An 18,170-nucleotide genomic window follows, 5' to 3' on the forward strand; every position below is an offset into this window, starting at 1 on the left:
CGAAAATTATGGTAAAATAGTTAGTATAAAATTAGAAAAACGAGGTATGTGAAATGTCACGTAAACCATTTATTGCTGGTAACTGGAAAATGAACAAAAACCCAGAAGAAGCTAAAGCATTCGTTGAAGCAGTAGCATCAAAACTTCCTACATCTGATCTTGTTGAAGCTGGGATTGCTGCACCTGCTCTTGACTTGACAACTGTTCTTGCTGCTGCTAAAGGTTCAAACCTTAAAGTTGCTGCTCAAAACTGCTACTTTGAAAACGCTGGTGCCTTCACTGGTGAAACTAGCCCACAAGTTTTGAAAGAAATCGGTACGGACTACGTTGTGATTGGTCACTCAGAACGTCGTGATTACTTCCACGAAACAGACGAAGACATCAACAAAAAAGCAAAAGCTATCTTTGCTAATGGTTTGCTTCCAATCATCTGTTGTGGTGAAAGTCTTGAAACTTACGAAGCTGGTAAAGCGGCTGAATTCGTAGGTGCTCAAGTATCTGCTGCTTTGGCTGGTTTGACTCCTGAGCAAGTAGCTGCATCTGTTATCGCATATGAGCCAATCTGGGCGATTGGTACTGGTAAATCTGCATCACAAGACGATGCACAAAAAATGTGTAAAGTTGTTCGTGACGTTGTAGCTGCTGACTTCGGTCAAGAAGTAGCTGACAAAGTACGTGTCCAATACGGTGGTTCAGTGAAACCTGAAAACGTTGCTGAATACATGGCTTGTCCAGACGTTGATGGAGCTCTTGTTGGTGGTGCATCACTTGATCCAGAAAGCTTCTTGGCATTGTTGAACTTCGTAAACTAATCGAACATAAAAAGAGAGTGGGACAGAAATCGGTAATTCGTTAGAATTCGATTTCGTCGTCCCACCTCCGCACAGTTGAGTAGGGCTGTAAAAGCTGATGAAATCAGCGTAGTAGAGCCCACTAAACCACTGCGTCTTGCTCGACAATCCAAAGACAATTGAGAGGCTAGGACTTTTGTCCTAGCCTCTTTTCTTGTCTTAAAAAAACCAGCTAGTAAGCTGGCTTTTGTTTTTTCTTATGAGCGTCCTAAGATCCGTTTGATCAAGGACAAGGCCTTAAATTTCAGAGGATTTGGGTAATAACGGAAGGTTCCCATCTTACGGACGATGTAGCCATTGAAGTTCTGTTTGAAACGAAGAACGCCGTCTGAGCCGTCGAAGACCCCTTGAATACCAAGGAAATTGTATAAGGTGATTCCTTTTTCTAATGCACGCTTCATGGCATGGTATTGAATCAAGAAGGCTGCAGAGAATTTCTGATATTTGGTATACGAACCACCAAACAAATAGGTCACTTCTGATGGATTATAGATGATCAGGGCGCAGGCTAAGGGCACTGTTTCAACTGTTTCGTCAGCCAAGGTCTCCCGGACAATTGTCTTTTGTTTCTCTAATTTTTGCAGCTGTTGCTCATATTGTTTGGATGAAGGATTGAGCAAGGAAATCTTCTGGTCTAAATAAGCGAGTGCATCAGCTGTATTGATTTCAGCAATGAGAAATTCTGCCTTGTCTCCAAAGGTATCATAGAGATCGTAGTAGTAGTCAAGGCTCTTGTCTTCAAAGCCTTGACGTTTTCCAGTTTCCTCAATAATTTGTTTAAACTGAGGGATTTCCTCTCTCCTAATATTTCGAATAGAGATATCATAGTTGAGGGCAGTCGTAATATTCCGGCTACAGTTCTTGTTGAAGGATTTTAAGAGAGATTTCGCATCAAAATCGGTGAGGTCCTTCAGATAATGCCAAACAGGCTCTCCTCCAGGATAGCCCACTTGTAAGCCATCAAATTGATAGCCAAGATCCAGTAATGATTGGAGAAGCTGTTTTTGTTCTTCTTCAGTTGGATTGCCATTGCTATCGAAAACTTGATAGTGGTCATAGGGTTTTAAAATGAATTCGATACCACCATTTTCTTTTACATAAGCCTGTACTGCTTTGTAAAAATCTGGTAGGTAGCGAGTATCCGTAACGATTGGCCCGCTATTGATTTCGTAATGCAGGCCTCCCGTCATAGGTAGGCTGTATAAAATGGCAGAGATAGCTAATGTTCCTTGCTCTTCCCATCCAATATAGTGAATGGTTGCGCCTCTTTTATGAAGCAAATCAGCCATTTCAATACTCTGTAAAAAAGAGTGATTGGAAGTAGTAAGAGAGTGTTGGTAAAATTCTTCCCTACTAATAATCTTGAATGTCATAGGTCACCTTACTGTTTATTTCTTAGTTTCTTTCGTAACTGATAGGCCTTGTTAACAAGGGGATAAAGCATGCTAGTTGGGAGGTTGAATTCGCCAACAAATTCTTCGATCATTGGATTAAATTTTGACTTGAAGTGGTAGAGTCCTCCATCTAACTGGTTCTCAACTCCTCCCATATTTTGCCAAGTAGCTCCACGGTCAAAGGCATGCTGGGCTGTTTCATACCAAGTCAAAATAGCTGGTTGATAGCGGCGGAAGTTCTCATCCATTCCTGCATAGACATTCTCTGAAGTGCCTCCAAATTCAAGAGTTAAGGTTCCAGAAAGAGAAACAATCTCTTGGCCAGCTTTTAGCTCTTGATGGAGAAATTGGATTTCTTCTTCCAAGCGTTCTTTTTCTTGACGGTTATTATCGATCTTGCCTGGTTTTGTTTTTTCGTTAAAACGACTAGCTTCGGCTTGGTTTTTTTCCAGCTGTTCCTTGAGTGAAGCAAGACGTTGAGCTAAATTAATTCTTGAGAGAGTGATATAAGATTGTCCTGCATAGGTTGTTAGCAGTTTCTCATAATAGTCTCTTCCACGAAGATGGATGCCTTTTCGTGCTTCTGTCTTTTTCATCAGAGCTGCAAATTCGTCTAAGAGTTCAGTACCTCCAAAGATGACTTCAACTCCTTTATTTCGAGCAGTCCGAATGGCTTGCTTGGTGGATTTGGACAGTTGGTCCTCAGTGAAGTATTCCTTATAGATATTGGCCTGGAAACGTGGTTGAATGGTTTCTCCCATGTCTTCTGTCCGTCCAACCCATTCCACTCCATATTCTTTTAAGGATTGGATAATCGCCAAAGTAGCCTCTTGATCACTTGTTTCTTGGCCGATTAATCCTTTTCTTAGGAAAAGAGAGGGATCAAACTTGGCGAAGACAGCACGCTTGCTTTTAGCATATGTTTTGATGGATTGGAGCATGAAGGCTACTAATTCGCTGTTTTGATAATCCATAATAGGTCCACGTGGGATATAGAGCATGGTAAAACCAAGTGGAAGTGGCTGGATTAAAATACTTGCGACAGCGACTAGTTTGTGATCTTGGTAAACGCCAAGGCGCTCATTGCCCCAGTTGTCTTTGATCTTTGCCCAATCGGCGCTCTGAAGCAAATTGGTTTGGGGGCTAGTTTTAACGAATTCATCATGTTCTTCGGCAGTAATGCCGATTTTGTATGTATACATTAATGGAGTACCCACTTTCTAAGGGCGTAAGCAACACCCGACTCATCGTTGGATCGCGTAACAACTTTCGCAATCTTTTTTAATTCAGGACTAGCATTGTCCATCGCGACTGGGAGACCAGCAACCTCTAGCATGGCCTGATCGTTTTCTTGATCGCCGACCGCCATCACTTGTTCTGGACTTAAGTGTAACTTGGACGCTAAGTGTAAGAGGGCCTGGCCCTTATCAACTGTCTTAGGCAAGATCTCAAGGTAAAAAGGTGCAGAACGCACAATCGTAAAACGGTCGTAAAAACTATCTGGTATAGAGGAGATGATTCTTTCTAAGACTTCCGGTTCATCGACATACATACATTTGAGCACCGTATGATGCTCCATTTCTTCTGGAGTGCGGTAGAAAAGATCTGAGTGGACCAATTTGGCTTCATGAACGGTATAGGTACCAATGTTACGATTAGCTGTATAAATGCCAGACTTGGTACTAGCGTGCATAGGAACAGCTAATTTGCGAGCTAGCGCTTCAATATCTAAATAGTCCTTGTAGGAGAGGTGTTCTTCATAGAGCATTTCGCCAGTATGGGCGTCTTGAATCAGCCCTCCATTGAAGGTGATAACCAGGTCACCTGGTTGATCCAAATGAAGTTCTTCTAACAATCGAAGGACACCCGAACGAGGACGACCAGTTGCTAAGACAACATGGACCCCTTGAGCTTTGGCATCTTGGATGGCTTGAAAAACTTCGGGGGTTATTTGGCCGTCAGATGTTAAAAGAGTCCCATCGATATCAAGTGCAACAAGTTTAATGTTCATCTTTTTCTCCTGTGAAGGTATCGTTAACAATATAGGACTGGAATAATTGTAGTTGAGGTGTAAATAAGCTATTTTCAAGCAACATTTCTTTTGGGAAATAGAAGCGGTTATCCCCTTGTCTGCTACCGGCTAAGGAAGCAACGATAGGAGAGAGAAGGGATAGCTCAGCTAAATTTCCATCCTTCTGGATGATCTCAATTTGAGTACGAGGTTTTTCTGAATCAGGTCGGTAAACGTCGTAAGGAAGGTCAAAGTTTCGATGAATAGCCGTATAATAGGTTGGATCAAAACCGACCTCTTGAATCAATTGTTTGAGAGCAGCTAATTGTTCTTCATCCTTATCTTGAAAGAGAATGGATTTGAAAACCTTGCGATTGATAAAACGCTGGGCCAAATCAGAGAGTACGGAGTCAGGACTCTCCATCCAAGATTGAAAGTAGGTATTCATAACGCCGTCGTCCAAAGCCAAGTAATCGGCTAGGCTAACTTGGTGTTCAAAAAATGGAATCAGTCGAGGAGAAGTCGCTCGAAAGAACTCTTTATGCGCAAGGTAGAGATGACGTGCCCGCTTGAGCAGGTTCTGCAATAGGACTTCCATTGCTCTGGTGGCTGGATGAAAGTAGACCTGCATATACATTTGATAGCGAGAAACAACATAATCTTCAACCGCATGCATCCCATTGACCTGAAAAGCAATTCCGTTTTCTACTGGGCGAATGACACGCAATATACGAGTTAAATCAAAATTTCCGTAAGAAGCACCAGTGAAGTAGGCGTCTCGTAGAAGGTAATCCATGCGATCGACATCAATCTGACTAGAGATTAACTGCACCACCTGTTTATTAGGGTAGGTGTGGTCGATAACACTGGCTACCTTTTGAGGGAAGTCTGGTGCTACTTGAATTAATACCTGGTAGATTTCTGTTTCAGGACAGGTAATAATTTCCTGGGTCATTTTTTCATGATCTGTATCAAATAGCCCTTCAAAGGTATGCGAATAAGCACCGTGTCCGATATCATGGAGCAAGGCGGCAACCATGGTGAGAAGGGATTCGCTTGAGTCCCATTGGTCGGTGTATTTCTCATCAAAGATTGATAGGATGCGCCGAGCAATTTCATAGGCTCCTAGACAGTGCGAAAAACGACTATGCTCGCCCCCATGAAAGGTAAACCCAGAGGTTCCTAACTGTTTGATGCGACGTAGTCGTTGAAATTCTTTTGTATTAATGAGCTTGTAAATGACTGGGTGATCCACGTGAATATAGTTGTGCACAGGATCCCGAAATACTTTTTCATTCATGCCTCTATTATAGCAGAAAACGGCCTAAATTGGTATCGAGAGATGGTTGCAATAGCAAAAAGAAAGAAGTTTTTGGTAAAATAAAGGAAAGAGGGAAAGGATGGGAACTTTTGAAGATTAGAATACAAAATCAGATTCAATTTGATGATCAAGTGGAAGTGATGGACCAATATTACGAAGGGGAATGGAAGGAAAGAGGCGGCTATCACTATCTGCTTTACGTTAACGAAGAAGGCGAAAAAGTCGCTTTGAAATTTCATGATCAAGAATTGACCATGACGCGCTTTTCAACGCCAAAATCCATCATGAAATTTATAGCTTCAGAGAAAGGTCATGCGCTCATTCCAACTCCCCTAGGCATGCAGCAGTTTGTGATTGATACTCAGGAATATAGATTGGAGCAAAATAGGCTTGGTTTGTCCTATCAGTTGTTAACGGCAGACGGAAGTCAACAGTTTGCGACCTATCGATTAGAAGTGACATGGGAAGACTAGTTTATCAGTAGTTTTTCTTGATTTTTTTACGAGTTGTGGTATAATGAAACCACTCAAGGGAGTAGCTGGCGGTTAACCGCGATAGTGTCGTCATTACGAATTATTTCCGGCACTATATTAAACAGCGAGACTTTTTTTTTAAAAAAACAGGTCTCTTTTTTTGTAAAAAGAGGCCAAAAAGGAGGAGACTGTTTTGTCAAAAGAACAAAATAAAGACTTGTTTTACACACAGACCTCAGAAGAAGTCCTAAAGAACTTGGACTCATCCGTTGAAGGTTTGTCAACTGCCCAGGCTCAAGAACGCTTAGTGACTTATGGTCGCAATGAGTTGGAAGAGGGCGAAAAACGGAGCCTACTAGCTAAATTCCTTGATCAATTTAAGGATTTGATGATTATCATCTTGCTTGCGGCAGCGGCACTTTCTGTGATTACAGAAGGAATGGACGGTCTAACGGATGCCATTATCATCTTGGCCGTTGTTGTCTTGAATGCTGCCTTTGGGGTTTACCAAGAAGGGCAAGCAGAAGCAGCCATTGAAGCTCTGAAAAATATGTCTAGCCCGATGGCCCGTGTTCGTCGTGATGGTCATGTGATTGAGATTGACTCAAAAGAATTGGTACCTGGAGATATCGTCTTGCTTGAAGCGGGAGATGTCGTGCCTGCAGATATGCGTTTGTTTGAAGCAGCTTCTCTTAAAATAGAAGAAGCAGCACTTACAGGGGAGTCTGTCCCAGTTGAAAAAGATGTGACAGGACTTGTTGAAGCAGATGCTGGTATCGGGGATCGTGTTAACATGGGTTACCAAAACTCAAACGTAACTTACGGTCGTGGTATTGGTGTTGTGACTAACACTGGTATGTATACAGAAGTTGGTAAGATTGCAGATATGTTGGCTAATGCCGACGAGACAGAGACACCATTGAAGCAAAGCCTGGAACAATTATCTAAGGCCTTGACTTACTTAATCATTGTGATTGCAGTGATTACCTTCTTGGTTGGAGTCTTTGTTCGTGGTGAACATCCATTAGAAGGCTTGATGGTGGCGGTTGCCCTTGCAGTAGCGGCTATTCCAGAAGGGCTTCCTGCCATTGTAACTATCGTTCTATCTTTGGGAACTACAACCCTTGCAAAACGTAATTCGATTGTCCGCAAATTGCCAGCGGTTGAAACTCTTGGTTCAACAGAAATCATCGCATCTGATAAAACAGGTACCTTGACTATGAACCAAATGACGGTTGAAAAAGTTTATACCAATGGTCAATTGCAAAGTTCGGCATCTGAAATTGCTGCTAACAATAATACCCTCCGTATCATGAACTTTGCCAATGATACCAAGGTGGATCCATCTGGCAAATTGATCGGTGACCCTACTGAAACTGCTCTTGTACAGTTTGGTTTGGACCACAACTTTGATGTTCGTGAAGTCTTGAAGGATGAGCCACGTGTTGCTGAATTACCATTTGACTCAGACCGTAAGCTTATGTCGACTATCCATAAGGAAGCTGATGGTTCATACTTTATCGCTGTCAAGGGTGCGCCTGACCAATTGCTCAAGCGTGTGACACGTATTGAAGTAAATGGGGAAGTTCGCCCTATCACAGAAGAAGACAAGAAAGCTATCCTTGCAATCAACAAAGACTTGGCCAAACAAGCCCTTCGTGTCTTGATGATGGCTTATAAGACAAGCAAGGAAATCCCAACCTTGGAATCTGAAATTGTTGAGTCTGACCTCATCTTCTCTGGTTTGGTCGGCATGATTGACCCTGAGCGTCCAGAAGCTGCCGAAGCTGTACGTGTCGCTAAGGAAGCAGGTATCCGCCCAATCATGATCACAGGTGACCACCAAGATACAGCGGAAGCCATTGCCAAACGTCTTGGAATCATCGATCCAAATGATACAGAAGACCACGTCTTTACAGGAGCTGAGTTGAATGAACTCTCTGATGAAGAATTCCAAAAGGTCTTCAAGCAATACTCTGTTTACGCTCGTGTATCACCTGAGCACAAGGTTCGTATCGTGAAAGCATGGCAAAAAGAAGGTAAGGTTGTTGCTATGACAGGTGACGGGGTTAACGATGCGCCTTCACTTAAGACAGCTGACATCGGTATCGGTATGGGGATTACAGGTACAGAAGTTTCTAAGGGAGCTTCTGATATGGTCCTTGCTGATGATAACTTTGCAACCATTATCGTAGCGGTAGAAGAAGGACGTAAGGTCTTCTCCAATATCCAAAAATCTATCCAATACCTCTTGTCTGCCAATATGGCTGAAGTCTTCACCATCTTCTTTGCAACCCTCTTTGGTTGGGATGTGTTGCAACCAGTACATCTTCTCTGGATCAACTTGATAACCGACACGCTTCCAGCCATCGCTCTTGGTGTGGAACCAGCTGAGCCAGGTGTCATGACCCACAAACCTCGTGGCCGCAAATCTAATTTCTTTGACGGTGGGGTTTTCGGCGCTATCCTCTATCAAGGGATCTTCCAAACTATCTTGGTACTTGGTGTTTACGGTTGGGCTTTGATTTTTCCTGAACACTCTACCCGAGCAGAAATCCATGCAGATGCTTTGACCATGGCCTTTGCGACTCTTGGATTGATCCAATTACTCCATGCCTTTAACGTCAAGTCTGTTTACCAATCTATCTTTAAAGTGGGACTCTTCAAGAACAAGACCTTTAACTGGTCCATCCCAGTTGCCTTTATTCTCTTAATGGCGACGATTATGGTACCTGGATTCAATAAACTCTTCCACGTGTCTCATTTGAGCTTGACGCAATGGTTAGTTGTTGCTGTAGGTGCCCTTATGATTGTTGTTTTGGTTGAGATTGTCAAAGCCGTTCAACGTGCACTTGGTAAGGATAAAAACGCCATTTAAACGCGTATCAAAAGTCATCTTCGGATGGCTTTTTTGTGTGCAGAGATGTCTGGGCATATTTCTTGAGGCAAGACTGGATTTTTGATAAACTAGACAACAGTTTGAAGAAAGGAAACTTATATTATGAAAAAGTTTTTTGCTGAAGTAATCGGCACATATATGCTTGTCTTTATCGGGACTGGCGCAGTTGTTTTTGGAAATGGGACAGAAGGTCTTGGGCATTTAGGAATTGCCTTGGCATTTGGTTTGTCCATTGTTGCAGCTGCATACTCTATTGGGACTGTTTCTGGTGCTCACTTGAATCCTGCTGTTTCGATTGCTATGTTTGTCAACAAACGCTTGTCATCTAAAGACTTAGTCAACTACATTGTAGCGCAAGTAGTAGGAGCTTTCCTTGCGACTGCTTCTGTCTTCTTCCTTTTGTCTAATTCAGGGATGTCAACAGCTAGTCTTGGTGAAAATGCCTTGGCTAAAGGAGTAACTCCATTTGGCGGTTTCTTGTTTGAAGTGATTGCATCCTTTATCTTTATCTTGGTCATCATGACAGTGACATCAGCTTCTAAAGGAAACGGGAAGATTGCTGGTCTTGTCATCGGTTTGAGCTTGACCTTGATCATTCTTGTAGGTTTGAACATTACAGGTCTTTCTGTAAACCCAGCTCGTAGCTTGGCTCCTGCACTCTTTGTAGGTGGTGCAGCCCTCCAACAAATTTGGATCTTTATCCTTGCTCCAATCGTTGGTGGTGTCTTGGCAGCGCTTGTTGCAAAGAATCTCCTTGAAACTGAAGCTTAAGCTATTTTAACGAAAAAAAGATTTCGATTCCCTGTGGGGTCGAAATCTTTTTCTTTTTAGCAGTCAAGGATGGTTAAAGCCTGACGAAATTCGCTTGCTAACTGCTGTCTTTTGTATTGATGAAATTCAGGTAAGTCTTTCACAGCGTTGTAGCGTTTATGAAGACGATACATGTGAGGGATCTTGTACTGTGGATAGGCCTTGAAAAAGTCTTCTGTCAGTTGCCATTCTCGAATATAGCCAAGAGGCCGCATGTGATAATGGACGTTATCGATGGCTCTGGAAGGATGGCGATGATGCAAGTGTCCGAAGACGACATCAGCTACCTCGTGCTTTACAAAGAGATCGTGAAAAGCTTGACTACCTAAGAAGGCGTTGAATTTCTGAAAGTAGGGGTGACTAACGAGGAAGTCCTTGTGGGGGACAAAGTGAAGAGCGACGATGATTCTACCATCTAAAGAAGCGAGGACCTGATCCAATCGGAAGAGATCTTCTTGCGTGATGGTTGGATCATCTAAAGGACGTTCCAATCTTCGATCAAACCAGAAAGTATTCTTGGTACGCAGGTGGGCTTCCTTGCTCTTTTCAGGAACAAAGCTATAATCGTACCATCCAGCAAGAGATACTAAATGGCTGTCTCCAAAGGTCTGGACCTGAAAATCATACTGCTTGATTTCTTCTTCTGAAAGAGATAGCATATCGTGATTGCCCAGGTTAAAGGAGACAGGAAGCTGTCTTTGGAGGTCCTGAATGAAGGGAAGGCTTATCTGTTTAAAGTCATTAGAGATGTCTCCAGCTAGATGAAGATGATCAATCTGTTCTTCTTGTAGGACCTGCAGGAGTTGCATGCGTTCGGCCTCGCCAAACTGATTGGAATCCAGGTGCAGGTCACTCATAAAACCAATACGTGTCATATCACTAGTGTATCATAAGTTGATGAGAAAGAGAAAGGTAACCAACATGTAACAAATCTAACAATTATGTAACAAGGGAGGTGACAACGACCTGGTTTTATGCGATTTTTGTAGGGTAAACTATTCTTACTATCTCTTACTATGTGCAAATGACGGGGTTTGTGGTATAATAGACTGATACTTAGAAAGAGGTACTTATGGATATTTCAGAAATCCGTCAGAAAATTGACGCGAATCGTGAAAAATTAGCTTCTTTCAGGGGGTCTCTTTGACTTAGAGGGTCTGGAAGAAGAAATTGCCATTTTGGAAAACAAAATGACAGAACCTGATTTTTGGGATGATAATATTGCGGCGCAAAAGACATCCCAGGAATTAAATGAGTTGAAACAAACCTATGAGAATTTCCATCAAATGACAGACTTGTTTGATGAATCCGAAATCCTTCTTGAGTTTCTCTCAGAAGATGAATCCGTTCACGAAGAGCTAGAAGAGAAGTTGACAGAGTTGGATAAGATGATGACCAGTTATGAGATGACGCTTCTCTTATCAGAACCCTATGATAATAATAATGCAATCTTGGAAATCCATCCGGGATCTGGTGGTACTGAGGCTCAGGACTGGGGAGATATGCTTCTTCGGATGTATACCCGCTTCGGAAATGCTCATGGCTTCAAGGTGGAAGTCTTGGACTATCAGGCAGGAGACGAGGCTGGGATTAAATCTGTTACCTTGTCTTTTGAAGGACCGCATGCCTATGGCTTGTTGAAATCTGAAATGGGCGTTCACCGTTTGGTACGGATCTCGCCATTCGACTCAGCTAAACGTCGCCATACATCCTTCACATCAGTTGAAGTCATGCCAGAATTGGATGATACCATTGAAGTGGAAGTCCGAGATGATGATATCAAGATGGATACCTTCCGTTCGGGTGGAGCTGGTGGACAAAATGTCAACAAGGTTTCTACAGGTGTTCGTTTGACTCACATCCCAACAGGGATTGTAGTTGCTTCGACGGTTGACCGGACTCAGTACGGAAACCGTGACCGTGCAATGAAAATGTTGCAGGCGAAACTTTATCAATTGGAGCAAGAAAAGAAGGCAGCTGAAGTAGATTCCTTAAAAGGTGATAAAAAAGAAATCACCTGGGGAAGTCAGATTCGCTCCTACGTCTTTACACCATATACCATGGTGAAGGATCACCGTACAAGCTATGAAGTAGCCCAAGTTGATAAAGTAATGGACGGAGATATTGATGGCTTTATTGATGCCTATTTAAAATGGCGTCTCAATTAAAGTCCTCCTTCTATATAAAATGTGGAAAGGAATTTTCAATACATGTCAATGATTGAAATGAAAGATGTTGTCAAAAAGTATGACAACGGAACGACAGCTCTTCGAGGAGTGACCGTTCATATTGAACCAGGAGAATTTGCCTATATTGTAGGACCTTCTGGTGCAGGTAAATCAACCTTTATTCGCTTGCTTTACCGTGAGGTGAAGCATGATAAAGGTAGCTTGAAAGTTGCTGGTTTTGATTTAGATAAAATCAAAAAACGCGATATTCCGATGTTGCGTCGGAACGTTGGGGTAGTCTTCCAAGACTACAAATTGCTTCCTAAAAAGACCGTTTATGAAAATATTGCCTACGCAATGGAAGTAATCGGAGAGCGTCGTCGCAACATTAAAAAACGCGTTATGGAAGTTTTAGACCTTGTTGGTTTAAAACACAAGGTTCGTTCCTTCCCAAATGAGCTTTCAGGTGGTGAGCAACAACGGATCGCTATCGCGCGTGCCATCGTCAACAATCCTAAAGTATTGATTGCGGACGAACCAACAGGGAACTTGGACCCAGATAACTCTTGGGAAATTATGAACCTCTTAGAGCGAATTAATTTGCAAGGTACCACTGTTTTGATGGCGACTCATAATAGCCAAATTGTAAATACACTTCGTCACCGTGTTATCGCCATTGAAAATGGCCGTGTTGTACGGGATGAAGCGGAAGGAGAGTACGGATACGATGATTAGAAGATTTTTCCGCCATCTCATTGAATCATTTAAAAGTTTAAAACGGAATGGCTGGATGACCATTGCTGCGGTTAGTTCGGTGATGATTACACTTGGACTTGTAGCGATTTTTGCCTCAGTTATTGCGAATACGATCAAGCTATCAGATGATATTCAAAATAGTGTACGGATTGTTGTCTATATGCGTAAGGATATCCAAGATCAAAGCCAGCAGATCGAAAAAGAAGGCCAGATGGTTGATAATGAGGACTACAAAAAAGTCTACAATGCGTTGACAGCCATGAAGAATGTTGATAAAGTTGAGTTCTCCAGCAAGGAAGAACAATATGAAAACTTGATCAAGACTGCCGGTAACAACTGGAAAATTTTTGACGGAGATGCCAATCCACTCTATGACGCCTATTTTGTAGAGACAACGGCTCCTAAGTATGTGAAAGAAGTCTCTAAAGCCGCTAAGAAAATCGAAGGGGTATCTGAAGTAAAAGACGGGGGAGTTGATACTCAACGTCTCTTTGCTCTAGGGAACTTCATCCGTATTTGGGGCTTGATTGGTGCCGCTTTACTAATCTTTATCGCAGTCTTCTTGATTTCTAATACGATTCGGATTACCATTATTTCACGAAGTCGAGAAATCAAGATTATGCGTCTGGTAGGGGCTAAAAGTGGCTATATTCGTGCGCCATTCCTTCTGGAAGGTGCCTGGATTGGCTTGATTGGTGCAATTCCACCAGCTCTCTTGCTTTATTATGTCTATAATATTGTCTACAAGTCCATGTACAATACCCTACAAGATCAGAAATTGTTCTTATATAGTCCAAACCTTCTTGTTCCGATTATGGTCGGAGGACTGTTTGGTCTCGGTATTTTAATTGGAGCACTTGGCTCATCTATTTCAATGAGACGTTTCTTGAAGATTTAAGATTATACAAAAAAGGAAGTTCAAAAGAACTTCCTTTTTTAATGCAAATAAACTGTTATTTTAAATAAATTAGCTAGATGATTTTCAAAAAACAACTTATAATATTTTAGTCAATTAAGAAGATTAAAAACTTTCCGCTGTGAGAAAAGTGACTGTAAAAATTCGATTTCAGGCACTCGGGAGTTTTGAAACCTTAGGTTCAAAACTAAGTTATGGAACTTCGGAGAAGTTCGCTAACGTCCGTGCTCACCTAAGGAAAGTTTTTTAGAGGACTTTATTTTTAAATTGAAAGGAAGTTCTTTTGAACTTCCTTTTTTATCGATTTCGAAAGAAGGGATTAAACATTTTTTCATGACCGATAGTGGTATCATTCCCATGTCCTGGGTATACTGCATAAGAGGATGGAAGAGTGAGCAATTGTGTCTCAATACTTTCAAGGAGTTGGGGACCGCTTCCTGTTGGCAAATCGGTCCGTCCAATGGTTTCTCGGAAAAGAGCATCTCCTGTCAAGACAAGGTGGTCATCAGGAAAGACCAAGGAGACCCCTCCGATGGAATGTCCTGGTGTGTGAAGAACATAAAAATGGAAGTTCTTCAAATGATAATCTGTTCGGTATTCAAAATGCTCTTCGGCTGGCTGGCAGACCACATCCGTTAAATCAGAATGGCGGTCTAAACCAGAAAGATTGTCCACAGGACTTTGAAGCCAGGCTGCTTCATGAGCATCTACATAAACAGGTGGATGGCCATAAGTTTCCCGCACCTTCTCTAAACTCATGATATGGTCGTAGTGGGTATGGGTGAGGAGAATAGCAGCAATTGGTTTTGCGAGTTGATCGATGCGGCTGCGAATTTGTTCCCAAGCACTCCCAGGATCAACGACGAGAAGATAGTCCTCGTTTTCAAGCAAGTAGGTGTTTTCATAAGCGATGGGATTGACAATGCGGTGGATTTTCATAAGAGCTCCTTTCTCTATTAGTCTATCAAAAATATTGTAAAATAGCTGACTAAAACGCCTCTAGAAACCGAAGAATCGTCGCTTGGCTGGATTTGGTCCTTTCAATGTCATAAAATACCAAGCAAAGCGAGTCGGAAAATGATATAATTTTAAGTGCTATGACAACGAATGTTAAAAGAAAATATGCTGTCGTGGACCTGGAAGCGACCAGTGCAAGCAGCAATGCAAAAATTATTCAAATCGGGATTGTCATCATTCAAGATGGGCAGATTGTAGAGACCTATGAGACTTATGTCAACCCCCATGAGGAACTAGACGAACATATTCGCCAACTGACTGGGATTACCAATCAGCAACTAAAGAAGGCCCCTGACTTTTCACAGGTAGCCAGACAAGTATACGAACTGATTGAAGATGCTGTCTTTGTGGCTCATAATGTCAAATTTGATGCCAATCTCTTGGCAGAATCATTGTTTTGGGAAGGCTTTGAGCTCATAACCCCCCGGATCGATACGGTTGAATTGGCCCAAGTCTTTTTCCCAACCCTAGAAAGATATAATTTAAGTAGCCTGTGTGAAGAATTGGCGATTCCTCTAGACCATGCTCACTCAGCTATTTCTGATGCGCAAGCAACCGCCCAGCTATTTCTTAAGCTTCGTGAAACGATTGCTTCCTTACCAAGAGAATTGGTTGAAACCTTGCTATCATTTTCTGATAATCTGATTTACGAGTCGAGACTCTTGATAGAGGATGCATTCGAGGATGCGGGAGCTTTTCATAAAGAGGACTTGACATCTCACCATGGGATTTTTCTTCGTAAGCCTCTGATCAAAAGAGATGCCAAGAATTTTTCTGATCAGTTTGCTATTAATATCCAGTTAATGGGCATGGAACCCCGTCCCTTGCAGCAAGAGTTTGCCCAGTCAATTGAAGAAAGTCTTCAGTCTTCGAGAGAAGTAGCAACCTTTATCGAGGGACCTACTGGGATTGGAAAAACCTATGGCTACCTCCTTCCCTTACTAGCGCATACAAGGGACCAGATTGTTGTCAGTGTTCCAACCAAGGTTTTACAAGACCAAATCATGCAACAGGAAGCTAAGACGATTGAGGACGTTTTTCAGACATCTTTTCATAGCCTAAAGAGTCCTCAAAATTATCTAAAACTGGATGAGTTCTTTCGAATCTTGCATGAACCAGAGGAAAATCGCCTATGGAATCGGTTCAAAATGCAATTGCTAGTCTGGTTGACCCAAACAAGGACGGGTGATCTAAACGAAGTGGGACAGCTCCATCGTTACGGGAATTTTGTTCAACGAATCCGTCATGATGGGAAACTATCAAAAAAATCTTTATTTTACACAGAAGATTTTTGGCATCTCGGTCAAGAAAAAGCCAAAATGAGTCGGGTCTTGCTCACCAATCATGCCTATTTATTGACTCGATTAGAGGATGATCCTTCTCTAGTAGAAAATCGGACTCTAGTGGTGGATGAAGCACAAAAACTATATTTTTCATTGGAGCAGTTTTCAAGGGCTTCCTTATCCTTATCGGATTTCATGCTAGATCTGCAACGGGAGATTGAAATAGAAAAATCCTTGTTGAAACGACGGATCCTTGAAAGTCTCCAATTTGAATTGAATGCTCTACTCAAACATCTTGAATCGGGTAGCAGAAAGGTCGAACTAACACCGGAACAGGTGAAAAAAATTCGCCAGGATTTATCTGAACTAGATAGTCCAGTCTTGGCTGCATTAAAAACGGTCTTTGATCCTCGTTTTCAAATTTTTTGGATTGATCGTACACAAGAGAATCAGCATCCGATAATTCGCTTGCAGTCTGGAAGAGAGGGCTTGGTTTCCCTTCAAGACTTTATTCCAACAACTACCAGACTTCTCTTGGTCTCAGCTACCTTATCCATTAGTAAAAAGGTCAATCTAGCCTCGATTTTAGGAATTGAGAATTACCAATTCATCGGGAAAGAACTGTCCTACCATCAAGGGCAAACCATCTTCATCGATCGAGAATTTCCTGATTTGACCAATTTGACGCAAGAGGAATTAGCTGGCTCTTTAGCAAGCTATTTGGATGATCTAGCAGCTACTGGCTTGCCTCTCTTTGCCTTGTTCACTTCCAAGGACTTGCTTTTAGCAACTTCTCAGCTGATGACAGTGGGTCACCTGGCTCAGTATAAGAATGGTGAAGCAGCAACTATTAAACGCCGATTTGATAGAGGGGAAGCTTCCGTCCTTTTAGGATCCGGTAGTTTTTGGGAAGGGGTCGATTTTGCCCAGCAAGCAAAAATCATTCAAGTCATTCCTCGCATTCCTTTTGATAATCCAAGTGATTTCTTCGTGCAAAAACTGCACGAAACCTTGCGTCTAGAAGGGAAAAATCCTTTCTATGATTATAGTTTGCCACTAGCTATCTTACGCATGAAGCAGGCTCTTGGACGCTCGAGTCGTTCGAGCGAGCAAGAATCTCTGGTCATTTTATTAGATCAACGCTTATTAAATCGCCAATATGGTTCGCAGATTCAAGCTAGTTTAGAGAAAATAGCTCCTCTTGTCATTGCTAAGACAGGAGAAGTAAAAGAAGTTGTTGAACAATTTAGGAGTTAACATGAATCAAAAACCCAATGGAACTCAGTATGTTCCCGGTGTCTTGCTAGCCGCTCTCACAGCAGGACTATCTATGGTGTTAGGAAAAGCAGTACCTATTCTTGGCTCTAGTCTCTTTGCTATCCTATGTGGGATCCTCTTGAATGCTAGTCAACTATTGCCTCAAAATAGCAGGCCGGGACTAGCCTATTCAGGGAAAAAACTCTTGCAATATTCCATTATCTTGATGGGCTTTACCATGTCTTTTCAAAAGGTGACTCAACTGGGACTATCTTCTTTGGTCATTAGTCTACCGACCATCAGTATTGCCTTTCTCTCTGCTTTTGCAATGGGCTACCTCTTAAAAGCTCCAAAGATCTTAACTGCCTTGGTTGGAATGGGGACAGCTATTTGTGGAGGGTCTGCAATCGCGGCAGCCTCTCCCGTTCTAGAAGCTGATGAAAATGACATCGCTCTGTCCATGTCGACCATCTTTTTCTTTAATATCCTAGCGGTTTTCCTCTTTCCTTTCTTTGGTCACCTCCTTGCTATGACGGATCGGCAATTTGGTTTTTGGGCAGGAACAGCTATTAATGATACCTCATCTGTTGTAGCGGCCGCATTTTCCTATAGTAAAGCAGCGGGTGAAGTGGCTACGGTTGTGAAGTTGACCCGAGCTCTGATGATAATTCCTATCTGTTTTGGGATGTTGGGACTAAAACTTCTAGGACGGTCGAAACAGGATCGAGAAGGCAAGCAAGTGGCATTGAGTAAAATTGTTCCTTGGTTTATTTTTTACTTCCTTTTGGCTTCTTTAGTGACGTCCTTTGGCTGGTTTCCAAGTTCTTGGATTCCCTTCTGTAAATGGTTGTCACAATATTTGATGGCCATGGCCTTGGTTGGCATTGGAAGTCAAGTGTCTATTCAGGCCTTCCGTAAGCAGGGGGTGGCTCCTCTCCTCATCGGCCTTGTTGCCTGGGTAGCTGTATCCATTTCTAGTTTGCTACTTCAACACGTTTTAGGAATCTAAATGAA

Annotated in this window: 16 protein-coding genes; 9 read left to right on the top strand and 7 right to left on the bottom strand. The window is 42.3% G+C overall.

What is annotated here, in order from left to right:
- Positions 1–53: 53 nt before the first annotated feature.
- On the top strand, positions 54–812 hold the full coding sequence (tpiA, locus tag EAI95_RS00660) for a triose-phosphate isomerase (protein ID WP_129821896.1): 759 nt from the start codon (positions 54–56) through the stop codon (positions 810–812).
- Here tpiA and EAI95_RS10025 read toward each other — a convergent pair.
- From EAI95_RS10025 to EAI95_RS00690, 5 genes are all read right to left on the bottom strand, one after another.
- Entirely contained in the window at positions 765–959 is a 195-nt protein-coding gene (locus EAI95_RS10025; RefSeq protein ID WP_238662877.1) for a hypothetical protein, read from the bottom strand. The genes tpiA and EAI95_RS10025 overlap by 48 nt on opposite strands.
- An 89-nt stretch (positions 960–1,048) precedes the next feature.
- Complete coding sequence (locus tag EAI95_RS00675; protein WP_006595929.1) at positions 1,049–2,224, bottom strand: aminoacyltransferase; 1,176 nt, start codon at positions 2,222–2,224, stop codon at positions 1,049–1,051.
- An 8-nt stretch (positions 2,225–2,232) separates the two neighbouring features.
- Positions 2,233–3,447: an aminoacyltransferase gene (locus EAI95_RS00680; protein WP_006595930.1), complete on the bottom strand. Its 1,215-nt coding sequence runs from the start codon at positions 3,445–3,447 to the stop codon at positions 2,233–2,235.
- A complete protein-coding gene (yidA, locus tag EAI95_RS00685) occupies positions 3,447–4,256 on the bottom strand; it encodes a sugar-phosphatase (protein WP_129821897.1) in 810 nt (269 codons plus the stop codon). Before yidA ends, EAI95_RS00680 begins: the two co-directional genes overlap by 1 nt.
- The gene (locus EAI95_RS00690; protein WP_129821898.1) at positions 4,246–5,556 is read right to left on the bottom strand and encodes an HD domain-containing protein; all 1,311 of its coding nucleotides are present in this window, start codon (positions 5,554–5,556) and stop codon (positions 4,246–4,248) included. The genes yidA and EAI95_RS00690 overlap by 11 nt, the downstream gene beginning before the upstream one ends.
- A 110-nt stretch (positions 5,557–5,666) precedes the next feature.
- Between EAI95_RS00690 and EAI95_RS00695 the strand changes: the two genes are divergently transcribed.
- From EAI95_RS00695 to EAI95_RS00705, 3 genes are all read left to right on the top strand, one after another.
- The gene (locus EAI95_RS00695) at positions 5,667–6,050 is read left to right on the top strand and encodes a DUF1934 domain-containing protein (RefSeq protein ID WP_129821899.1); all 384 of its coding nucleotides are present in this window, start codon (positions 5,667–5,669) and stop codon (positions 6,048–6,050) included.
- A 193-nt stretch (positions 6,051–6,243) separates the two neighbouring features.
- Entirely contained in the window at positions 6,244–8,928 is a 2,685-nt protein-coding gene (locus EAI95_RS00700) for a cation-translocating P-type ATPase (RefSeq protein WP_129821900.1), read from the top strand.
- A gap of 123 nt (positions 8,929–9,051) precedes the next feature.
- Entirely contained in the window at positions 9,052–9,720 is a 669-nt protein-coding gene (locus EAI95_RS00705) for an MIP family channel protein (RefSeq protein ID WP_129821901.1), read from the top strand.
- 56 nt (positions 9,721–9,776) lie between these two features.
- Here the strand turns inward: EAI95_RS00705 and EAI95_RS00710 are convergent, their stop codons facing one another.
- Positions 9,777–10,634, bottom strand: coding sequence for a metallophosphoesterase (locus EAI95_RS00710; RefSeq protein WP_129821902.1), 858 nt, complete (start codon positions 10,632–10,634; stop codon positions 9,777–9,779).
- A gap of 197 nt (positions 10,635–10,831) precedes the next feature.
- On the opposite strand from EAI95_RS00710, the gene prfB reads away from it, so the two are divergent.
- The 3 genes from prfB (at position 10,832) to ftsX (ending at position 13,581) form a co-directional block, all read left to right on the top strand.
- A protein-coding gene (gene prfB, locus EAI95_RS00715; RefSeq protein ID WP_129821903.1) for a peptide chain release factor 2 occupies positions 10,832–11,927 on the top strand; the annotation gives its coding sequence in 2 pieces (ribosomal slippage) (positions 10,832–10,903 and positions 10,905–11,927; 1,095 coding nt in all).
- Between the two features lie 42 nt (positions 11,928–11,969).
- A complete protein-coding gene (gene ftsE, locus EAI95_RS00720; protein ID WP_006595938.1) occupies positions 11,970–12,662 on the top strand; it encodes a cell division ATP-binding protein FtsE in 693 nt (230 codons plus the stop codon).
- The gene (gene ftsX, locus EAI95_RS00725) at positions 12,655–13,581 is read left to right on the top strand and encodes a permease-like cell division protein FtsX (protein WP_048714915.1); all 927 of its coding nucleotides are present in this window, start codon (positions 12,655–12,657) and stop codon (positions 13,579–13,581) included. The genes ftsE and ftsX overlap by 8 nt, the downstream gene beginning before the upstream one ends.
- A 315-nt stretch (positions 13,582–13,896) precedes the next feature.
- Here the strand turns inward: ftsX and EAI95_RS00730 are convergent, their stop codons facing one another.
- The gene (locus EAI95_RS00730; RefSeq protein ID WP_129821904.1) at positions 13,897–14,538 is read right to left on the bottom strand and encodes an MBL fold metallo-hydrolase; all 642 of its coding nucleotides are present in this window, start codon (positions 14,536–14,538) and stop codon (positions 13,897–13,899) included.
- Between the two features lie 158 nt (positions 14,539–14,696).
- Between EAI95_RS00730 and EAI95_RS00735 the strand changes: the two genes are divergently transcribed.
- Entirely contained in the window at positions 14,697–17,156 is a 2,460-nt protein-coding gene (locus tag EAI95_RS00735) for a bifunctional DnaQ family exonuclease/ATP-dependent helicase (protein WP_129821905.1), read from the top strand.
- A gap of 1 nt (position 17,157) precedes the next feature.
- Positions 17,158–18,165 carry a YeiH family protein gene (locus EAI95_RS00740; RefSeq protein WP_129821906.1) on the top strand — a complete coding sequence of 336 codons (1,008 nt, stop codon included), beginning with the start codon at positions 17,158–17,160 and terminating at the stop codon, positions 18,163–18,165.
- Positions 18,166–18,170: the final 5 nt, after the last annotated feature.

This window comes from Streptococcus sp. bf_0095 (genome assembly GCF_004166885.1).
Taxonomy (GTDB): Bacteria; Bacillota; Bacilli; order Lactobacillales; family Streptococcaceae; genus Streptococcus.

Coding starts and splice junctions, on each gene's coding strand:
- EAI95_RS00710 (WP_129821902.1), bottom strand. CDS start 10,634: ATGACACGTATTGGTTTTATGAGTGACCTGCACCTGGATTCCAATCAG.
- EAI95_RS00705 (WP_129821901.1), top strand. CDS start 9,052: ATGAAAAAGTTTTTTGCTGAAGTAATCGGCACATATATGCTTGTCTTT.
- ftsX (WP_048714915.1), top strand. CDS start 12,655: ATGATTAGAAGATTTTTCCGCCATCTCATTGAATCATTTAAAAGTTTA.
- yidA (WP_129821897.1), bottom strand. CDS start 4,256: ATGAACATTAAACTTGTTGCACTTGATATCGATGGGACTCTTTTAACA.
- EAI95_RS00675 (WP_006595929.1), bottom strand. CDS start 2,224: ATGACATTCAAGATTATTAGTAGGGAAGAATTTTACCAACACTCTCTT.
- EAI95_RS00735 (WP_129821905.1), top strand. CDS start 14,697: ATGACAACGAATGTTAAAAGAAAATATGCTGTCGTGGACCTGGAAGCG.
- EAI95_RS00740 (WP_129821906.1), top strand. CDS start 17,158: ATGAATCAAAAACCCAATGGAACTCAGTATGTTCCCGGTGTCTTGCTA.
- ftsE (WP_006595938.1), top strand. CDS start 11,970: ATGTCAATGATTGAAATGAAAGATGTTGTCAAAAAGTATGACAACGGA.
- EAI95_RS00730 (WP_129821904.1), bottom strand. CDS start 14,538: ATGAAAATCCACCGCATTGTCAATCCCATCGCTTATGAAAACACCTAC.
- tpiA (WP_129821896.1), top strand. CDS start 54: ATGTCACGTAAACCATTTATTGCTGGTAACTGGAAAATGAACAAAAAC.
- EAI95_RS00690 (WP_129821898.1), bottom strand. CDS start 5,556: ATGAATGAAAAAGTATTTCGGGATCCTGTGCACAACTATATTCACGTG.
- EAI95_RS00680 (WP_006595930.1), bottom strand. CDS start 3,447: ATGTATACATACAAAATCGGCATTACTGCCGAAGAACATGATGAATTC.